This window comes from Arthrobacter sp. P4_F10 (assembly GCF_056401435.1).
Map to the genome: position 1 here is coordinate 1 of NZ_JBFUJJ010000005.1, position 17,112 is coordinate 17,112.

Genomic DNA, 17,112 nt, shown 5'->3' on the forward strand with positions numbered 1-17,112 from the left:
ACGCATCGCCGCGATGAGCGCGGTCATGACGGCCATCGGCATCGGCTGGGGCATCACCTGGTTCACCTACGCCGCGGACTACTCCCGCTTCGTCAGCACCACGGTGCCCAAGCGCAAGGTCTACCTCGCGTCGGTGCTGGGCCAGTTCATCCCGGTCGTCTGGCTGGGCATCCTGGGTGCCAGCCTGGCCACCAACACAGGGGAAATAGACCCCGGCAAACTCATCGTCCTGAACTTCGGCGCGCTGGCCCTCCCCGTGCTGCTCATGGTGCTGCACGGCCCGATCGCGACCAACATCTTGAACATCTACACCTTTTCCGTCGCCACACAGGCGCTGGACATCTCCATCAGCAGGCGCAAGTTGAACCTGTTCGTCGGCGTCTTCTCCCTGGCAGTCGTGATCTTCTTCATCTTCCAGGAGGACTTCGCCACGGTACTGGACGCCTGGCTGATTGGGCTGGTCGCCTGGGTGGCTGCCTGGGGCGGAGTCATGCTGGTCCACTACTTCTGGATCGAGAAACGCTGGCCCGGCAACCCAGACAGGCTCTTCGACGCCGTCGGCACCAAGCGGCTGCCCGGCGTGAACCCGGCCGGCATCGCCTCCCTGCTCATCGGCATCTTCGCCACCTGGCTGTTCATGTACGGATTGGTGCCGGCCATGCAGGGGCCCATCGCCGTCGCGCTGGGCGGATGGGACCTGTCCTGGCTCGCCGGGGGACTGGCCAGCGCCGCCGCCTACGCCGTCCTCGGACCGCGGTTCCACCGCAAGTTCCTGGATGTCCCCGCCCCCAGCGAACAGACCGCAGATTCACCTGACGCAACCGGCCTTCCGGTCACGTCAACCACCCCCGCCGTTTAGCAGGAGATCAACCCGTGAACTTCTTCCCCGCCTTTGCTGACACCGCCCATCCCATCACCTGGCCCGACGGCCACCGTGCCGCGGCGTCCTTCACCTTCGACGTCGACGCCGAATCCTGCACCATCGCCCATGACCCGCAGAGCACCAGGCGCATGTCGCTCATGACGCACCAGTCCTACGGGCCCAAGGTCGCCGTCCCACGGATCCTGCAAATCCTCGAGCGACAGGAGATCCAGGCGACGTTCTTCGTCCCGGGCTTCACGGCCGAATGCTACCCGGACGTAGTCCGCCGGATTGCGGACGGCGGCCACGAGATCGCCCACCACGGCTACCTGCACGAACACATGCAGGGCATCGACGCCGCCACGGAGGCACGGTACCTGGACCGGGGCCTGGATGCCCTGGCCAAGGCCGCCGGCGTCCGGCCGACCGGATACCGTGCACCGTGGTGGGAGCTCAACTGGCATTCCGCAACGCTCCTTGCCGACCGCGGGTTCCTTTATGACTCAAGCCTGCTCGACGGCGACGCGCCCTACCGCTTCAGCGTTGCCGAGGGGGACCCCCGCGACCTCGTGGAAATCCCCGTCGACTGGGCTCTGGACGACTGGGAGCAGTACGCCTTCTACCCGGGCGTCACCGGAAGCGGTGTCATCGAAAGCCCGGCCAAGGTCCTGGAAATGTGGACGCTGGAGGCCGAAGCGCACCACGCTGCCGGGAGCTGCTTCGTCCTGACCAACCACCCCTTCATCTCCGGCCGGCCGTCCAAGGCCGTGGCCCTGGAACAGCTGATGGACCGGGTTAAATCCATGGACGGCATGTGGGTCACCACCATGGAGAAGATCGCGCAACACACGCGCGACTCCGTCGAGGAGATCCACACCCATGCCCGCGTTGCCGTGCCCGGATTCCCGGACACCGGCGCACGGTTCACGCCGGCCGCCGTGCGGCAGCCCCAAGGAGCCCCGGCGCGACGCGGGGCCGAAATCTAGGGCACAGTTTGGCCCCAGGAAGCACAGGTCCCCGGCACGGCCCCTCCAGAAGGTGCCGTTCCGGGGACCTTCCTGTGTGGGCGTCCGGTCTCATCGGCAACCGGGGCAGTTAGCCGGTCTTCGCCATTGCGTAGGCCACGGTGGCGTAGGCCAGGGCGCCCGACATTTCCTGGAGCAGTTCCGGGTTGGTGTTGGCGATGGTGTCGCAGGCTTCGTGGTAGCAGGGGTCGAGGTCCTTGCCGGCCACCCCGCCATAGGTCTGGGCCTGGGCCTGGGTCTTTTTCTTCTCATCGCCGGTGAACAGCCCGCCGCCTGGAATGCCGGCCGAGAGGAAGGCGTCGTAGTCGGACCCGCCGTCAAAGGGCGTCGTCTCGGCGGGCAGCGCGTTCTCCTCGAAGTAGCGGAAGAAGAGGTCCTCGATCGCCTTGGACCCGGCGGGACCGGCGTGGCCGAAGTCCGTGCCGTCCCCGTCATGGACGGAGCGCACGCCGTTGGGCGAGGCCACCATGTCCACGTTCAGGTTCACCGCGGTCTGGCTGAGCTCGGCCTGGCTGAGCTCGTCGACGTAGTGCTGGGACCCGTAGAGGCCGTCCTCCTCCCCGCCCCAGAACGCGAACCGGACCCGGTTGACCGGCGTGATCCCGGCCTCCTTCATCCACCGCGCGGTCTCCAGGACCGCCGCCACCCCGCTGCCGTTGTCGTCAATGCCCGGGCCCTCCTGCACGGAGTCCAGGTGCGCGCCCACCACCACGGTGTGCCCGGCATCGCCGCCGGTGTCGGCCAGGATGTTGAAGGATTCCACCGTCTTCCCGCGCCGGCCGTCCTCTTTGAACGTGAAGGCCTGCCGCACCGGCGCATACCCGGCTGCCCGCAGCTGCTCCTCGACATAGCGGGCCGATTCCTCATAACCGGAGGTGCCCGACGCGCGGTTGCCGCCATTGGCATCGGCCACCCGCTGCAGCGCCTGCATATGCCCCACCATGTCCCGGGACTTGAAAGCCGCCAGCACGGTGCGCGCGTCCACCGTGCTGACGGGCGCCAGCTGCGGCACGGCAACACTGGGGCTCGCGGACTTGGCGGGCTTGGCGGATTGGCTCGGCGCGGCACCGGACGGGGAGCCGGCTGCTGTCCCGGACGTACAGGCCGACGTCGATAGCAGGACCAGGGCGAGGAGCGAGGGAAGTACATGCTTGCGCAGAGTGATAATGCTGGGAGCCCATCACTAGTCGGTACACGTTCGCTTGATTTCGGCTCGATTAGTCAAGACGCTCGCCACTGATGCTCCAGTAAGTCGCGGCCGCCATCGCCCGGCAAATACTCCTATCAGGTCGAACCATTCTCGGCCTTGCGGCTGTAACTTCCATAGCGCCTCGCTGTGAATCTGCTGTGCATATTGTTTGCTGCCATGACATGGCCACCGGGCATGTCCGGAGCTTAACCGGTAGTGGGCGCCACAGACAGTATCTGCAGCGCCCACTCCCGTGGCGGTCCCAACTGGTGGGGGTGGCCGTTACGCCAGCATTCCCTGAACGTCGGCCGCTTCCGGGTACGCCGTTTGCGTGCCCTTCCTGGTCGCTGCCAAGGCCGCTGCAACGGATGCGAAGGCGGCAGCGGCCGGGAGCGATGCGCCGGCGGCAAGGCGCGCAGCCACGGCGCCGGTGAACGCATCACCCGCTCCGGTGGTGTCCGTGGCCTCAACCCTGGTGGGTTCAATGCGGGTGATGTGGTCCCCAGCCCCAGCCCCGGCCCCGGTCCCGGAGTCCAGGACGACGGAGCCGTTGGCCCCCAAAGTGACCACAACGCGGTGCAGTCCGCGATCGGCGAACTTGGCCCGGACCGGCGCCCATGCCGCGGTGTCCGCGTCGGCGTCGGGTACGGCGGTGCCGCCCAGGAACAGCGACGCCTCATGCGCGTTCACGAGCAGAACGTCGCAGAGATCTGCGAGGCTCGCCGGGATCTCGGCGTACGGCGAGAGGTTGAGCAGAACTGTCGCACCGGCGTCGTGGCCCAACCGGGCCGCGGCTTCGACCGTGGCGAGGCCGACTTCGAGGCACAGGCACACCACGGACGCGCCCTGGAACACTTCGATGGAGGCGGCAACATCCTCCGGCGTCAGCGTGCCGTTGGCCCCGGCCGAGATGATGATGTTGTTCTCACCGTTCGCGTCTACGGAGATGACGGCGACGCCGGTCGCGGTATCGGGAGCGCGGCGGACGTGGGAAATATCCACGCCCGCCCCGGCGGTGGATGCCAGGAGCATGTTCCCGTTGCTGTCGTCGCCGACCGCGCCGATCAGGAAGACCCGTCCCCCGAGCTTGCTCGCGGCGACGGCCTGGTTGGCGCTCTTCCCTCCGGGGTTGACCGCAAAACCGTTCCCGTGCACTGTTTCGCCGGGGAGCGGGAGCCTGTCGCAGTAGATGGTCAGGTCCGCGTTCAGCGATCCGACGACGACGATCGGAGGCGGGGTCGGGATGGTCATTTTGCCTCAGCTTCTACGGGCTTGGGAATCAGCAGTGATGCAGCGAATGCCGCCACGGTGATGATAAGTCCCACAACGATCGCGGTCAGGTAGGAAGCCTGGGCATCGCCCAGTGCGGAGGAAGCCACGAGCGCCGCCGGCAGGACCAGGAAGCTCAGGCCCGCGCCCAGGTTGAACGCGCCGGCGTTCATGCCGGGGAGGAAGCCGGGGTTGCCTTCGGGGGAGAGGACAACGCCAAGGCCGTTCAGCATGATGTTGACCGTCCCCGCGTACATGATGCCCAGCAACGCTGTTCCGGCAATCATCATCGGCAGGCTGCTGAGACCGTAGAAGGCAATGACGGCCAGGGCCACGACGCTGCCGGCCATGCCGATCCGCAGCACCTTGGTGTAGCCAAGAACCGGGGCCAGACGGCCGCTGATGGGGCCGACCACCCACCCCAGAAGGGCATAGGGAGTGAGGATGATGAGTGACATTTCGGTGGGTCCCACGCCGAAGCCCGGGGCCGTGGCCTGCACGTAGGCGGGGACAATGCCGTTGATGACCGCGAAGACGCCGGTCATGGTCAGTGTTGTGGTCAACAGCGGCGCCCACGTCGAGCGCTGACGCAGGTGGGCGGTCTCCACCATAGGCTGCGGCGTGCGCTTTTCCACGATCCAGAACCCGCAGAAGGCGATAGCGGCAACGGCGATCAGGCCGATGGCCAGCGCAAGTGTGCCGGGAGAAAACGCGCCGACCAGCTTCGAGGCCTCGTTGAGGGCTGTCAGCAGGGCGCCGACCGCGATGACGATGAAGACCACGCCGGGCCAGTCCATTTTGGTGCCCATCGCTGGCTTGCTTTCACCTGCCAGGAGGGCGACGAGGCCTGCCGCCACGACGGCCAGTGCGACCATGAGCCAGAAGATGCTGCGGAACCCGAAGTGTTCGGCGAAGTAGCCACCGACAAACGAGTCCACACCGGCAACCCCGCCGTTGACGGCGGTGATCAGGCCCATGAGGGCGCCGTACTTCCGCGGGTCGCTGACGGCCGACCGCAACATGATCAGGCACAGCGGGACGGTGGGGCCGCTGACTCCCTGGACGATGCGTCCGACGAAGAGCCAGGTGATGTCAGGGGCCATAGCCGCGATCAGGGAGCCGACAGCCATCATCACCATCATGCCCAGCAGGATCTTCTTGCGCCCCACAATGTCACTAAGGCGCGGCAGGAAGAGGGAAAACAATGCCGCCGCGGTGAAGAACCAGGTCTGCGACAGGCCGATCACGGCCTGATCCGTGTTGAGTTCGTTGCCCATCGTGACCAGGGCAGGGCTGAGCATTGAGGCATTGAGCTGGAAAGCAACGCAGGCCGTCAACAATGCGGCGGTGAGGGCAGTAACACTTCTGCGCGTGGTCTTGGATTCGTAGGTCAGGGTGCTCATGAGTTGGCTCCTCCGGTCCCTGCGCCGATGCTGACGGCAGCGGACGGGTCCACGTCGCCGATGCGCACCAGCGCGTCGGTGACGAGGTCCCAGAACTTCCCGTGGTCGAGGTCCACAGCCACGGAGGTGTGGCAGTCCGCCGGTGCCGGGGCCCGGAAATCGGCCACGGTCATGCCAAGCGTCAACCGGCCCTGCAGCTCGATGTCCACCGCCACTTTGCGGGTGGACATGACCGTGGGATCGATGACGTAGGCCACGGCGCAGGGGTCGTGGACGGGCGGGTAGTCAAAGCCCTGGGCGTCCTTGTAGGTCTTGGTGAAGAATTCCATCAGTTCCAGCACGAACTGGGCCGGCCCGGTCCCCACGGCAGCGATTTTTTCCACGACTTCGGGGGTCGCGAGGGCCTGGTGCGTGAGGTCCAAGCCGACCATGACCACCGGCCAGGGTTCGTTGAACACAATGTGTGCGGCCTCGGGGTCGATGATGATGTTGAATTCGGAAACGGCGCTCCAGTTGCCTACGTGGTACCCGCCGCCCATGAGGACAACTTCTTTCACGCGTTCCACGATGCGCGGTTCCTTGCGGGCCGCCATGGCGATGTTCGTCAGTCCTGCCGTCGGCACCAGCGTCACGGTGCCGGGCTCATGCGCCATGACGGTGTCGATGATGAGATCGACGGCGTGGCGCGGGTCCAGTTCGATACTGGATTCGGGCTGGGCGGGGCCGTCCATGCCGCTGTCACCGTGGATGTCGGGAGCGGTCTCGATGCTGCGGACCAAGGGCCGATCGCAGCCGGCGGCGAAGGGGACGCCGGTGATGCCGGCAATCGTGCCGACGGACAGGGCGTTGCGGGTGACCCTTTCGAGGGTCTGGTTGCCGACGACCGTCGTGACGGCGAGCAACTCAATGTTCGGATTGCCGTGAGCCAGCAGCATGGCCACGGCGTCGTCATGGCCCGGGTCGCAGTCCAGGATGATCTTCCTGCGTTCCGGGTTCAGGGTGATGGGATCCACGTAAATATCTCCACGTCGTTGGGGGTCCGCCGGGGCGGTGCGATAAAGCGTTCAGAGTGAGTTTGACACTGTCCCGGAGTCAACGTCAAGCGCTTAACGTTCATTACGTCAAGCGCTTGATGTATTGTGGCGGGTGCGACGCACCCCTCCCGGCTACGATCGAGGTATGGAATCCGGCGAACAAGTGCACGAACTTCGGGGGCGCACCCCGCGCGTCACCGCGGCGATGGTGGCCGAGCGGGCCGGGGTCTCCACCGCAACGGTCTCCCTGGTGGCCAACGGGAAGACCCAGGGGCGGGTGTCGGAAGACAACATTTCGCGGGTGCGGGAAGCCATTGCCGAACTTGGCTACGTGGTGGACAGCATTGGCAGTTCGCTGGCCAAGGGCATCAGCTCGATCGTGATTCTGGTGGCACCGGACATCTCCAACCCATTTTTCGCCAAGGTCATTGCCGGTGTCCGCGGCGCCCTGGGCGCCAACTACCAGCTGCTGCTCTCCGTCACGGACGCCGGCGAGTCCCCGCGCGTCGATGATGTCCGCAAGCTTCTGGCTTTGCGGCCGGCCGGGCTGCTGGTGGATGCGCCCAGCGCGGCGTTCCTTCGGGATCTTTCCGCAGCCGGGCCGTTGGTCCTGCTGGACGCACCCGGCTTGGAGTCCTTCGCCCCGTCGGTGAACCTCGACGTCGGGCACGGCGCCCGGCAGCTGGCCCGGCACCTGGCGGGGGCCGGACACAAACGGGCGGCGTACATGGACAGTGTGACCGGCACGGCGACCTTCGATATCCGGCGGGCGGCATTCCTGGAGGAGTCCGCGGCGGTGGGCATCATCGTGGCCGCGGACCATGTCATCGGCACCACCATTGACGTCGGCGCCGCCGCCGGAGCATTCGCCGCGGCGTGGCCGAGTTGGCAGCGGGACGGTGTTACCGCCGTCGTCTGCGCCACCGATACCCATGCCTACGGGGTGCTGCAGGAAGCCCGGGTGGCCGGCGTCCGCATTCCGCAGGAGCTCGCCGTGGCGGGCTTCGATGACCTGCCCTATTCGGCCACGTCCAACCCGGGCCTGACCAGCGTCCACCTCCCGGGCGACGCCCTCGGGGCCAAGGCCGGCGAGCAGCTCCGCAGGCTCATGGAGGGCCAGGCCCTGGAACAGCCCCAGCTGATCCTCCAGGGCTCGCTGATGGTGCGCGGTTCCACGGAACCGGCCAGCACCTAGAAAATCGGACTGAGCCCAACCGCGAACGTCTCACCGAGGAGTTGTCAGCATGACAAACGCAGCCGCCCTGACCATCCAGAACGCCCGGATCTTTGACGGACATTCGCCCGAGTTGGCAAGCGGATCCATCCTGTTCCGGGACGGGGTCATTCAGGAGACCGGGGACGTCATCCCCGACGGCGAGGTGATCGACGCCGGCGGCCGTGTAGTGGTGCCCGGGCTCATTGATGCCCATTTTCATGCGTACGCCGTTGGTCTGGGCGGCCTTGAGGTTGAGCGCTCGCTCCTGAGCTACACAGCCCTGGTGGGGGCGCGCCGCTTGGGCGCCGCGGTGCAGCGGGGATTCACAACCGTCCGCGACGTGGCCGGCGGGGACAGCGGGCTCGCCCGCGCCATCCGCAGCGGCCTGGTCACGGCTCCAAGGTACTACTACACGGGTCCGGCTCTCAGCCAGACTGGTGGCCATGGGGATCCCCGGTCCGCGGATCTGGACGTCTGCTTCGATCACGGTCACATGTGCGCAGTAGTGGACGGTGTGGACAACCTGCGCCGGGCAGTCCGTGACCGGTTCCGCACGGGAAGCCATGCCATCAAGATCATGGCTTCCGGAGGCGTCGTCTCCCTGACCGATCCCATCCGCCTACCGCAGTATTCAGCAGAAGAAGTCCGGGCGGTGGTGGACGAGGCCACCCGGCGCAACAGCTACGTTGCGGCCCATGCGTATTCACCCGAGGCAATCCGGCATTCCGTGGAAAACGGGGTACGTTCCATAGAACACGGGAACCTCCTGGACCGGGACACGGCGCAGATGATGGCCGGGCACGGAAGCTTCCTCGTGCCGACGCTTGCGGCCTACGATGCCATGAGCCGAAGGGGAGCGGGGCTGGGTCTGAACCCCGTTTCCCAGGCCAAGAACGCCGAGGTGCTTGAGGCTGGAAAGGTCGCTGTGGAACTGGCCCTGCAGGCGGGAGTCAAAGTGGGCTTCGGGTCTGACCTGATGGGGGACCTTGAGGACGATCAGCTCGTCGGCATTCGGCTGCAGATCGAGGCGGCGGGGGTGTTGGAGACGCTGAGGTCGCTGACCTCGGTCAACGCGGAACTTCTTCAGGACCCAAGCATCGGGCGCATCGGACCCGGGATGGCAGGCGATGCCGTGATCCTGGACGGCGACCCCTTTGCGGACCCGGCAGTTCTCTGGGACCAGGACAGGCCGAGGACTGTTATCCACGACGGCCGCATCATTCAGTGATCCCCGCGGCTCACGCGGCGGGTGTCGGGTGGACCATGAGGTGTTCCAAGCCGCCGATCGAGGAATCGAGCGTGGTCTTCACGTCCCCGGCCGGTTCAGGCGCATTCTTCATGATCCGGCCAGGGGCGGTCCGTGGATCTGGAGATGCCCGGGAGGGCAGCGGAAGTCGGCGTTAGGGGAGCGCGCGGGACAGAAATCCCGTTGTTTCTCAAAGCAATACAACTGTTGACTAGTGAGCAACTTCACAGTTAGAGTTGCGAAACCGAAAAGCCGCCGGAAGGCGGACTCGAGATCTCCAGGTGGAATGGATGGCGCGCGCGAACCGCCGCTGTCCCTTCCTCTTTTCCCTGCGCTACACGCAACCACACGCACCGCACCCCACCACGCCCGCAATCCGGCGCGCCTTCTTTCGGCGTGCCCGCGTACATGAGAGGCACTGTCCCCCATGACAGAATTCCGTTCCACTCCCTTTGACCGCAGGCAGCTCCTCAAGGCGGCAGCACTGACGCCGTTTGCGGGTCTGGCGCTCTCCGGCTGCGCGGCCAAGCCCGCCGAAAGTGCCGCCGCGAACAAGACGGTGACGGTCACGTCCTACGGTGGCTCCTACAACGACCAGCTGACCCAGACGATCCTGGACCCGTTCTCCAAGCAGTCGGGGATCCAGACGACGCTGCTGGCCAACACCAGCCTGGCCGCGCTCAAGGCCCAGGTCCAGTCCGGCGACGTGCAGTGGGACCTCGTGGAAATCACGGCGCCGGAGTATGAGGTAGCCGTGGCCGAGGGGCTGCTGGAGAAGTTCGACTACGACATCATCAGTGACAAGGGACTGCCGGGATACGCGAAGGCCGAATACGGCATCAAGTACCTGAGCTTCCTGTTCGTCATGGCGTGGGACCAGAAGGTCATTTCTGACGCGCAGGCCCCGAAGGACTGGGCCCAGTTCTTCGACCAGGGCAAGTACAACACCAAGCGCTCGGTGTACAACCAGCTGTCCGACAGCTCCGTCCTGGAAGCCGCCCTGCTGGCCGACGGTGTCCCGTTCGACCAGGTCTACCCTCTCGACGTCGACCGGGCCCTGAGGGTCCTGGGCCAGCACCCGGGCAAGGACCGGCTGCTCTACCACGCCGCCAACCAGGAGCCCATCCAGCAGCTCACCTCCGGCGAGGTCTCCCTCTCCACCAGCTTCAACAACCGCATTAACGCAGCCCGCAATGACGGCGCCAAGCTGAACTTCTCCGCCGAAAACGCCGTCCTCGCCGGCGACTACTTCGTGGTGCCGAAGGGCGCCAAGAACAAGGAAGCCGCCTTCAAGTTGATGAACTTCATGTCCAACGACGCGGAGGCCGGCGCAGCGTTCGACAAGGTCACCAACCTGACCCTGGCCAACACCCCGGCGCTGTCCAAGCTGCCGAAGGAAATCGCGGACACGCTTCCCACCAGCCCCCGGCTCGCGGACAAGATCCTGGTCCGCGACGACAAATGGTGGTCGCAGAACCTGAAGAAGACCGAGCAGCAGTTTAAGCTCTGGCAGGCCAGCTGAGATGAGCAACGCAACCCTCGAACGGACGCGGCCCCGCGGCCGCGGTGCGCCGCCTTCTGCTGACGCACCCCGACGGCGGCGCAGCGGCTGGTGGCTGCTGCTGGCCCCGATCCTTGCTTTCGACGTCGTGCTGTTCCTGACGCCGTTGGGCAAACTTGTCGGCGCAAGCTTCGCCGACAACGCCTACCAGCGCGTCCTTGAGGACCCGCTGGTGGTGCGCGCACTGGTCAACACCCTGACCATCAGCCTGGCGAGCACCGTCGTCACTGTGGTGCTCGGCTACATCATCGCCATGGTCCTGTGGCGGGCCGGAACCGTCACCCGGGTGATCCTGTTCGCCGTCGTACTCCTGCCGTTCTGGACCGGCATCCTGGTGAAAAACTTCGCCTGGGCGGTCCTGCTCCAGGACAACGGCATGGTGAACGCCTTCCTGCAGGGAATCGGGCTTACGGGTGCGCCGATCCCGTTGCTGCACAACCGGTTCGCCGTGATCGTCGGCATGGTGCACTGCCTGCTGCCGTACGCGGTGTTCCCGATCTTCTCCTCGCTGGCCTCGATCGATGACCGGCTGGGGCTGGCGGCCCGCTCGCTTGGCGCACGGGAAGGAGCCGTGTTCCGCAGGATCACGCTGCCGCTGAGCATGCCCGGCATTTCCGCCGCCGGGCTGCTGGTCTTCATCATCAGCACGGGCTTCTTCATCACGCCCGTGGTGATGGGCGGACCAGGCGACATGATGATCGCCAACCAGATCGACTACTACGCCCGACAGCTCACGGACTTCTCCGGGGCCGCTGCTCTGGCCGTCATCCTGACGGTCATGGTCAGCATCCTCGTGGCCGTCTACCAGCGCGTCCTCAAGGCAGGAGGCCAACATGAAGACAACTAATCCGCAGCACCGCCTGCTGGCGCTTCTTTCCATCCCGGCCTTCCTTTTCCTCGTCATTCCGACGGCGATTGTGGTGCCGGTCGCGCTGAACGACAGCCGCTACATCACCTTCCCGCCGGAGGGGATCTCCTTCGCCGCCGTGGCCGGATTCTTCGCCGACCGGGCCTGGACCTCCGCCCTGACGGCCAGCCTGCAGTCGGCGGCGATCGCTGTCGTGATCGGTGTGCTGCTGGGCGCCACCGCGGCGATCGGCCTTCACGGGCGCAAGTTCCCCGGCCAGCCCGCAGTAGTGGGTCTGATCCTCGCGCCGATGATCGTGCCGACCGTGGTGCTCGCGCTGGCCTTCTACCAGTTCTTCATCTCGATCGGCATGGTGGGCAGCATCGTTCCCATCGGCCTGGCGCACGCAGTCATCGCGACCCCCTATGTGTACCTGACCACCCGTGCCAGCCTCGCCGGGCTCAACCCGGCCCTGGTCCGGTCGGCGCAGAGCCTCGGGGCAGGTCCGCTCTCCGTCCTGCGGCACGTGTATCTGCCCATCATCCTGCCCGGCCTGATTTCCGGGGCGCTCTTCGCGTTCTCGGTCTCCATCGATGAGACGGTGATGTCCCTGTTCATGCAGTCCCCGGGTGCCACCACCTTGCCCGTCAAGATGTTCACGGATATCCAGTTCAACCTGACCCCGAAGATCGCGGTGTCGTCCGCCCTGCTGGTCAGCGTCGCCACAATCGGGCTGCTGCTCCAGGTCCTGTTTGTCCTCAAGCGCCGTTCTTCAACCCGGATGCTGCCGCTGGCCGTGTCCGCACAAACGTAAGGAAAGTCGATGACCGCATCAGTGATTTCCGCGGAGTCAATTCCCGGGACGGGGAGAGCCGCCCAGGGCGCCATTGAGCTCCGCCAGGTCAGCAAGCACTACGGCGACGTCGTTGCCGTGGACGAGCTGGACCTGACGGTTCAGCCTGGAGAGTTCGTGACCCTCCTGGGCCCCAGCGGCTCCGGCAAGACGACCACCATGATGATGGTTGCGGGGTTTGAAGAACACACCGCCGGAACCGTCCTCATTGACGGCAGGCCTGTGGACTCGCTGCCGCCCCGGGACCGCAATCTCGGTGTGGTGTTTCAGAACTATGCCCTGTTCCCGCACATGAGCGCGCTGGAAAACGTGGAGTTTGCGCTCCGCATGAGGAAGGTGCCGCGGGCGGAACGGCGCCAGCGCGCGGAGGAAGCCCTCGGGCGTGTGGGACTGGGCAAGATGGGCGGCCGGAAGCCCCGCCAGCTCTCCGGTGGGCAGCAGCAGCGGGTGGCGCTGGCCCGGGCACTGGTTTTCAACCCGGCGGCCCTGCTGCTGGATGAGCCGATGGCAGCCCTGGACAAGCGCCTCCGCGAGCAGATGCAGGAGGAAATCAAGACCCTGCAGAAGAGCCTGGGCATCTCCGTGCTGTTCGTGACGCACGACCAGGACGAGGCCATGGCCATGTCGGACCGGATCGTGGTGATGCGGGACGGGAAGATCGTGCAGTCCGGCCCGCCGGAGGAGGTGTACAACCACCCCATGACCGACTGGGTGGCCAGCTTCCTCGGCGACACGAACCTCATCCCGTGCACCATCGTGGAGCGAAACGGCGAGGAGGCAGTTGTGGACCTCGGCGGACTTGGCCTGGCAAAGGTCCGGGACCGCGGGGCCAGCGGCGAGAGCTACGCCGTCTCGATCCGCCCGGAGCACCTCAAGTTCAGGACGCGGGCTTCGGCCGGCAACGGATGCGCCGCGACCCTGGTGTCCTCCACGAATCTGGGCGCCACGGTCCGCCACCGCCTCACGGCCGGCGGCCACGAACTCCAGCTCCGCGAGCTGAGCTCAGACAGGGGCACCCGGATCCTGCCGGATGAGGAGCTGTGGGTGGGCTGGGACGCGGACAAGGCCCAGCTGCTGGTCCTGGAGTCCTGAACCCGGAGCCGGTCAGGGGTTGGGCCGGTTCCGCTGTTTCTCTCCGGGGGACATGCCCTGTTCCGGCGCCCAGGGATGGACATAAGCCCACTATGTCCATCCCTGGGCCGCACCGTGGGGCATGTCCAAATGCCGGAGGGGGACATGTCCAGTCAACGCAGGCCTTTGGGGACATGCTCATTGCAAGGCAGCACCGTACAGAGCAACAGAGCAACAGAGCATGTCCCGGGCTGGCGCGTGGCGCCGGACCAAGGGGCATGCCCTCCGCGCCGTGGGGCATGTCCATTCCGGGGGGAGCCGGGCCCAGTGCAGCCGCAACCGGCCACCGTTTGCGCTCCGCCACGCACACCGTGCCCAAAGCCCTGGCTTGGCAGGGCCGGACCTACAATGGTTTCGATGATGCCAGGACATATTGCAGCTGCTGATGGAAAGAACGTGCTGAGCGTCAGCGCGGGCATCATCAGATCGGTTTGGCAGCCCGGCTCGTTTGTTGATGTCCACGACGCCAGGGACGCCATGCGGGCCGTAGCGCAGGTCAGCGGCGGAACACCGATGCCGATGCTCTCCGAAATGACGGATGTGGAGATCAGCGCGGCCGCCAGGTACGAGTTCGCGCAGACAACAGGGGTCTTGGCGATCGCCGTGCTCGGATCCAGCACTGTGGATCGCGTGATTGCGGCGGCAATGAGCCGGCATACCCGGTACCCCCACGAGTTCTTCACTTCCAGGGACGACGCCATGGCCTGGCTGAACAACTTCACCTCCAACGGCGGCCAGCCCGATGGATACGCGGACGGCATTTCCGCCCTGGCGTGACAGCTCCGGCCTGCTCCGTGCGGTTAGGCCTTGTCCACCGTAGAAGCTGCCTCGGCCTCCTTGACCTGCCGGTTGGTCGCGGCCCAGCTGGCCAGCAGCCGCAGCGCATCCTCCGACGCGGAGCCGGGCTCGGCGTTGTAGACCAGCAGGGACAGCCCGGCGTCGGCCGAGACATCCATGGCCTCGTACATCAGGTGGAGGTCCCCGACCACCGGGTGGTGGAGGTGCTTGAGCCCGGTGTAGTGCTGGCGCACGTTGTGCGCGGCCCACAGGGTGCGGAATTCCTCGCTCCGGGTCGATAGTTCGCCCACCAGGTCGGTCAGCCCGCGGTCGTAGGGGTCGCGGCCGGCCTCGGTGCGCAGGATCGCGACGGTGTCGTTCGCCGCACGCTCCCAGTCCGGATAGAAGCTGCGCGAGCGGCCATCCAGGAAGATGAAACGGGCATGATTGGCCGGGCGGGCCGGACCCACATACATGTCCGAATACAAGGCATAGCCCAGCGGGTTGGCCGCAACGATGTCCATGCGTCCGTTCCGCACAAATGCGGGCGCGTTGGTGATTGCGTTCAGCGTCAGCTGAACGCTCCGTCGGACGGACTCCGCGGGACGGGGGCGACGGCGGGTCCGGCTGCCCGGGGCCGCCGCCCGGGCCAGATCGAAGAGGTGGGCCCGTTCGGCGTCGTCGAGTTGCAGCGCCTTTGCCACAGCATCCAGCACACCCTCCGAAACGCCGGACAGGTTTCCCCGCTCCAGCCGGGTGTAATACTCGACGCTGACGCCGGCCAGCATCGCGACTTCCCCGCGGCGCAGCCCCGGCACCCGGCGCTTGGCGCCATAGACCGGCAGCCCCGACTGCTCGGGGGTGATCTTCGCCCGGCGCGAGGCAAGGAATTCGCGGGTCGCGTCTCGATTATCCATGCCATCAACGTTAGGCCTTACGGCCCGCTGAGGGAGACCCTGCCAGTACCCCTATCAGCAGGGACTCCCTCAGCGTTGCGAAGACGGGTTTGATGGATGGTGTTCCGTTGAACAACCCCCAACGATCAACAAGCAGGAGATTCATTGCTTACCGTCAACGCTTACGCATCACCTTCCGCGACCGAGCCGCTCGCCCTCACCACCATCGAGCGCCGCGACGTGGGCCCGCACGATGTCCTGATCGAGATCAAGTTCGCCGGGATCTGCCATTCGGATATCCACACCGTCCGCGGCGACTGGGGTCCGCAGACCTATCCACTGGTCCCCGGCCATGAAATTGCCGGGATCGTCACCGAGGTCGGTTCCGCCGTGACCAAGCACACCATCGGCGACCGCGTCGGCGTCGGCTGCATGGTCAACTCCTGCGGCGAGTGCGTTAACTGCCTGGCCGGCGAGGAACAGTACTGCCTCAAGGGCATGACCGGCACCTACGGCGCCGTCGACCGTGACGGCACCATCACCCAGGGCGGCTATTCCACCCACGTCGTGGTGGACGAAGACTTCGTGGTCACCATTCCTGAGGGCATCGAGCTCGACGTCGCCGCGCCGCTGCTGTGCGCCGGCATCACCACTTACTCGCCGCTGAACCACTGGGGCGCAGGCCCTGGCAAAAAGGTCGCGATCGTCGGCCTGGGCGGCCTGGGCCACATGGCAGTCAAGATCGCCCACGCCATGGGCGCCGACGTCACCGTCCTGTCCCAGTCGCTGAAGAAGCAGGAAGACGGTCTTCGCCTCGGCGCGGACCACTACTACGCCACGAGCGACGAAAACACCTTCGCGGAACTCGCCGGCACCTTTGACCTGATCATCAACACGGTCAGTGCCGCGATCGACATCAGCGCCTACCTGCAGCTGCTGTCCCTCGACGGCGCCCTGGTCAACGTCGGCGCGCCCGCGGAACCGCTCCCGGTGAACGTGTTCTCCCTGATCATGGGGCGCCGCTCCTTCGCCGGCTCGGCCATCGGCGGCATCCGCGAAACCCAGGAAATGCTCAACTTCTGCGCTGAGCACGGTCTGGGCGCCGAGATCGAGGTCATCCCGGCCGCGAAGATCAACGACGCCTACGAGCGCGTCCTGGCCTCCGACGTCCGCTACCGCTTTGTGATTGACACCGCGACCCTGAACTAGGACGCCGAACCAGGCCTCCGAGCCCGGGGACGCGGCCTCCGGTCGCGCCAGCCAGTCAACACCCAGACAAACACCCTGTGAGGAAATGACAGTGGAAATCCAAGCCAAGAAGCCAAGCGTCAAGGGACCGGCGCAGATGTTCACCGGCGACGTCTGGTTTGACGTCATCGCGGCCCCGCAGCCCGAACCGTCCCGCATGCGCGTCAACGCCGTGCACTTTGCCCCGTGCGCCCGCACGGCCTGGCACTCGCACGCCGTTGGGCAGACCCTGCACGTCACCGAAGGCGTCGGCCTGGTCCAGGCCCGCGGCGGACAGGTGACGGAGATCCGTCCCGGCGACACGATCTACACGCCGCCGGGCGAATGGCACTGGCACGGTGCCGCGCCGGACCATTTCGTGACCCACCTTGCGATGTGGGAAGCCCCCGCCGAGGGCGGCGCGGAGTCCGAGTGGGGTGACCTCGTGACCGACGAGGAATACAACGGCACCAAATAACACAGCTGCGCTTAAACCTCCGGTACTGCCGGTGCGGGGCCCTGCCGCCTGCGAGGGGACGGGCCCCGCTTGGCGGGCCAGCTGCCGGCGGCCTTCTG

Annotated in this window: 16 protein-coding genes; 11 read left to right on the top strand and 5 right to left on the bottom strand. The window is 66.2% G+C overall.

Going from position 1 to position 17,112, the window contains the following annotated elements; translation table 11 throughout:
- The coding region (locus AC1DR1_RS07240; RefSeq protein ID WP_476992406.1) for a cytosine permease at positions 1-859 on the top strand (859 nt) is incomplete at its 5' end.
- A gap of 14 nt (positions 860-873) precedes the next feature.
- Positions 874-1,848, top strand: a complete 975-nt coding sequence (locus AC1DR1_RS07245) for a polysaccharide deacetylase family protein (protein WP_229994903.1) — start codon at positions 874-876, stop codon at positions 1,846-1,848.
- Positions 1,849-1,957: 109 nt separating this feature from the next.
- On the opposite strand, the gene AC1DR1_RS07250 is transcribed toward AC1DR1_RS07245, so the two are convergent.
- The 4 genes from AC1DR1_RS07250 to uriH all read right to left on the bottom strand — a co-directional run bounded on the left by AC1DR1_RS07250 (position 1,958) and on the right by uriH (position 6,761).
- On the bottom strand, positions 1,958-2,899 hold the full coding sequence (locus tag AC1DR1_RS07250; RefSeq protein WP_364746821.1) for a M20/M25/M40 family metallo-hydrolase: 942 nt from the start codon (positions 2,897-2,899) through the stop codon (positions 1,958-1,960).
- Between the two features lie 459 nt (positions 2,900-3,358).
- Positions 3,359-4,327: a ribokinase gene (locus AC1DR1_RS07255; RefSeq protein WP_229994901.1), complete on the bottom strand. Its 969-nt coding sequence runs from the start codon at positions 4,325-4,327 to the stop codon at positions 3,359-3,361.
- Entirely contained in the window at positions 4,324-5,748 is a 1,425-nt protein-coding gene (gene uriT, locus AC1DR1_RS07260) for a uridine transporter UriT (RefSeq protein ID WP_229994900.1), read from the bottom strand. The genes AC1DR1_RS07255 and uriT overlap by 4 nt, the downstream gene beginning before the upstream one ends.
- Positions 5,745-6,761 carry a uridine-preferring nucleoside hydrolase UriH gene (gene uriH, locus AC1DR1_RS07265; RefSeq protein WP_364746824.1) on the bottom strand — a complete coding sequence of 339 codons (1,017 nt, stop codon included), beginning with the start codon at positions 6,759-6,761 and terminating at the stop codon, positions 5,745-5,747. Before uriH ends, uriT begins: the two co-directional genes overlap by 4 nt.
- 166 nt (positions 6,762-6,927) lie before the next feature.
- Here uriH and AC1DR1_RS07270 point away from each other — a divergent pair, with 166 nt between their 5' ends.
- The 7 genes from AC1DR1_RS07270 to AC1DR1_RS07300 all read left to right on the top strand — a co-directional run bounded on the left by AC1DR1_RS07270 (position 6,928) and on the right by AC1DR1_RS07300 (position 14,413).
- Complete coding sequence (locus AC1DR1_RS07270) at positions 6,928-7,977, top strand: LacI family DNA-binding transcriptional regulator (protein WP_364746826.1); 1,050 nt, start codon at positions 6,928-6,930, stop codon at positions 7,975-7,977.
- 49 nt (positions 7,978-8,026) lie between these two features.
- Positions 8,027-9,226, top strand: coding sequence for a metal-dependent hydrolase family protein (locus AC1DR1_RS07275; RefSeq protein WP_364746828.1), 1,200 nt, complete (start codon positions 8,027-8,029; stop codon positions 9,224-9,226).
- 445 nt (positions 9,227-9,671) lie between these two features.
- Positions 9,672-10,766 (top strand): extracellular solute-binding protein, encoded by a 1,095-nt coding sequence (locus AC1DR1_RS07280; protein WP_364746830.1) that lies wholly within the window; start codon positions 9,672-9,674, stop codon positions 10,764-10,766.
- A 1-nt stretch (position 10,767) separates the two neighbouring features.
- Positions 10,768-11,652, top strand: coding sequence for an ABC transporter permease (locus tag AC1DR1_RS07285; RefSeq protein WP_229994895.1), 885 nt, complete (start codon positions 10,768-10,770; stop codon positions 11,650-11,652).
- Entirely contained in the window at positions 11,639-12,466 is an 828-nt protein-coding gene (locus AC1DR1_RS07290) for an ABC transporter permease (protein WP_026539571.1), read from the top strand. The genes AC1DR1_RS07285 and AC1DR1_RS07290 overlap by 14 nt, the downstream gene beginning before the upstream one ends.
- Positions 12,467-12,475: 9 nt before the next feature.
- The gene (locus AC1DR1_RS07295; protein ID WP_229994894.1) at positions 12,476-13,597 is read left to right on the top strand and encodes an ABC transporter ATP-binding protein; all 1,122 of its coding nucleotides are present in this window, start codon (positions 12,476-12,478) and stop codon (positions 13,595-13,597) included.
- Between the two features lie 396 nt (positions 13,598-13,993).
- The gene (locus tag AC1DR1_RS07300; RefSeq protein ID WP_364746833.1) at positions 13,994-14,413 is read left to right on the top strand and encodes a DUF7793 family protein; all 420 of its coding nucleotides are present in this window, start codon (positions 13,994-13,996) and stop codon (positions 14,411-14,413) included.
- Positions 14,414-14,436: 23 nt separating this feature from the next.
- Here AC1DR1_RS07300 and AC1DR1_RS07305 read toward each other — a convergent pair whose 3' ends face one another.
- A complete protein-coding gene (locus AC1DR1_RS07305; protein WP_476992407.1) occupies positions 14,437-15,330 on the bottom strand; it encodes a helix-turn-helix transcriptional regulator in 894 nt (297 codons plus the stop codon).
- A 144-nt stretch (positions 15,331-15,474) separates the two neighbouring features.
- Between AC1DR1_RS07305 and AC1DR1_RS07310 the strand changes: the two genes are divergently transcribed.
- Together AC1DR1_RS07310 and AC1DR1_RS07315 are read left to right on the top strand one after the other, a co-directional pair.
- Positions 15,475-16,518, top strand: a complete 1,044-nt coding sequence (locus AC1DR1_RS07310) for an NAD(P)-dependent alcohol dehydrogenase (protein ID WP_229994891.1) — start codon at positions 15,475-15,477, stop codon at positions 16,516-16,518.
- Positions 16,519-16,609: 91 nt separating this feature from the next.
- On the top strand, positions 16,610-17,014 hold the full coding sequence (locus AC1DR1_RS07315) for a (R)-mandelonitrile lyase (RefSeq protein WP_229994890.1): 405 nt from the start codon (positions 16,610-16,612) through the stop codon (positions 17,012-17,014).
- Positions 17,015-17,112 lie beyond the last annotated feature (98 nt).

What these genes read in the sequence shown, in the direction of transcription:
- AC1DR1_RS07255 (WP_229994901.1), bottom strand. Translation starts at nt 4,327, where the DNA reads ATGACCATCCCGACCCCGCCTCCGATCGTCGTCGTCGGATCGCTGAAC.
- uriT (WP_229994900.1), bottom strand. Translation starts at nt 5,748, where the DNA reads ATGAGCACCCTGACCTACGAATCCAAGACCACGCGCAGAAGTGTTACT.
- AC1DR1_RS07270 (WP_364746826.1), top strand. Translation starts at nt 6,928, where the DNA reads ATGGAATCCGGCGAACAAGTGCACGAACTTCGGGGGCGCACCCCGCGC.
- AC1DR1_RS07275 (WP_364746828.1), top strand. Translation starts at nt 8,027, where the DNA reads ATGACAAACGCAGCCGCCCTGACCATCCAGAACGCCCGGATCTTTGAC.
- AC1DR1_RS07280 (WP_364746830.1), top strand. Translation starts at nt 9,672, where the DNA reads ATGACAGAATTCCGTTCCACTCCCTTTGACCGCAGGCAGCTCCTCAAG.
- AC1DR1_RS07285 (WP_229994895.1), top strand. Translation starts at nt 10,768, where the DNA reads ATGAGCAACGCAACCCTCGAACGGACGCGGCCCCGCGGCCGCGGTGCG.
- AC1DR1_RS07290 (WP_026539571.1), top strand. Translation starts at nt 11,639, where the DNA reads ATGAAGACAACTAATCCGCAGCACCGCCTGCTGGCGCTTCTTTCCATC.
- AC1DR1_RS07295 (WP_229994894.1), top strand. Translation starts at nt 12,476, where the DNA reads ATGACCGCATCAGTGATTTCCGCGGAGTCAATTCCCGGGACGGGGAGA.
- AC1DR1_RS07300 (WP_364746833.1), top strand. Translation starts at nt 13,994, where the DNA reads ATGATGCCAGGACATATTGCAGCTGCTGATGGAAAGAACGTGCTGAGC.
- AC1DR1_RS07305 (WP_476992407.1), bottom strand. Translation starts at nt 15,330, where the DNA reads ATGGATAATCGAGACGCGACCCGCGAATTCCTTGCCTCGCGCCGGGCG.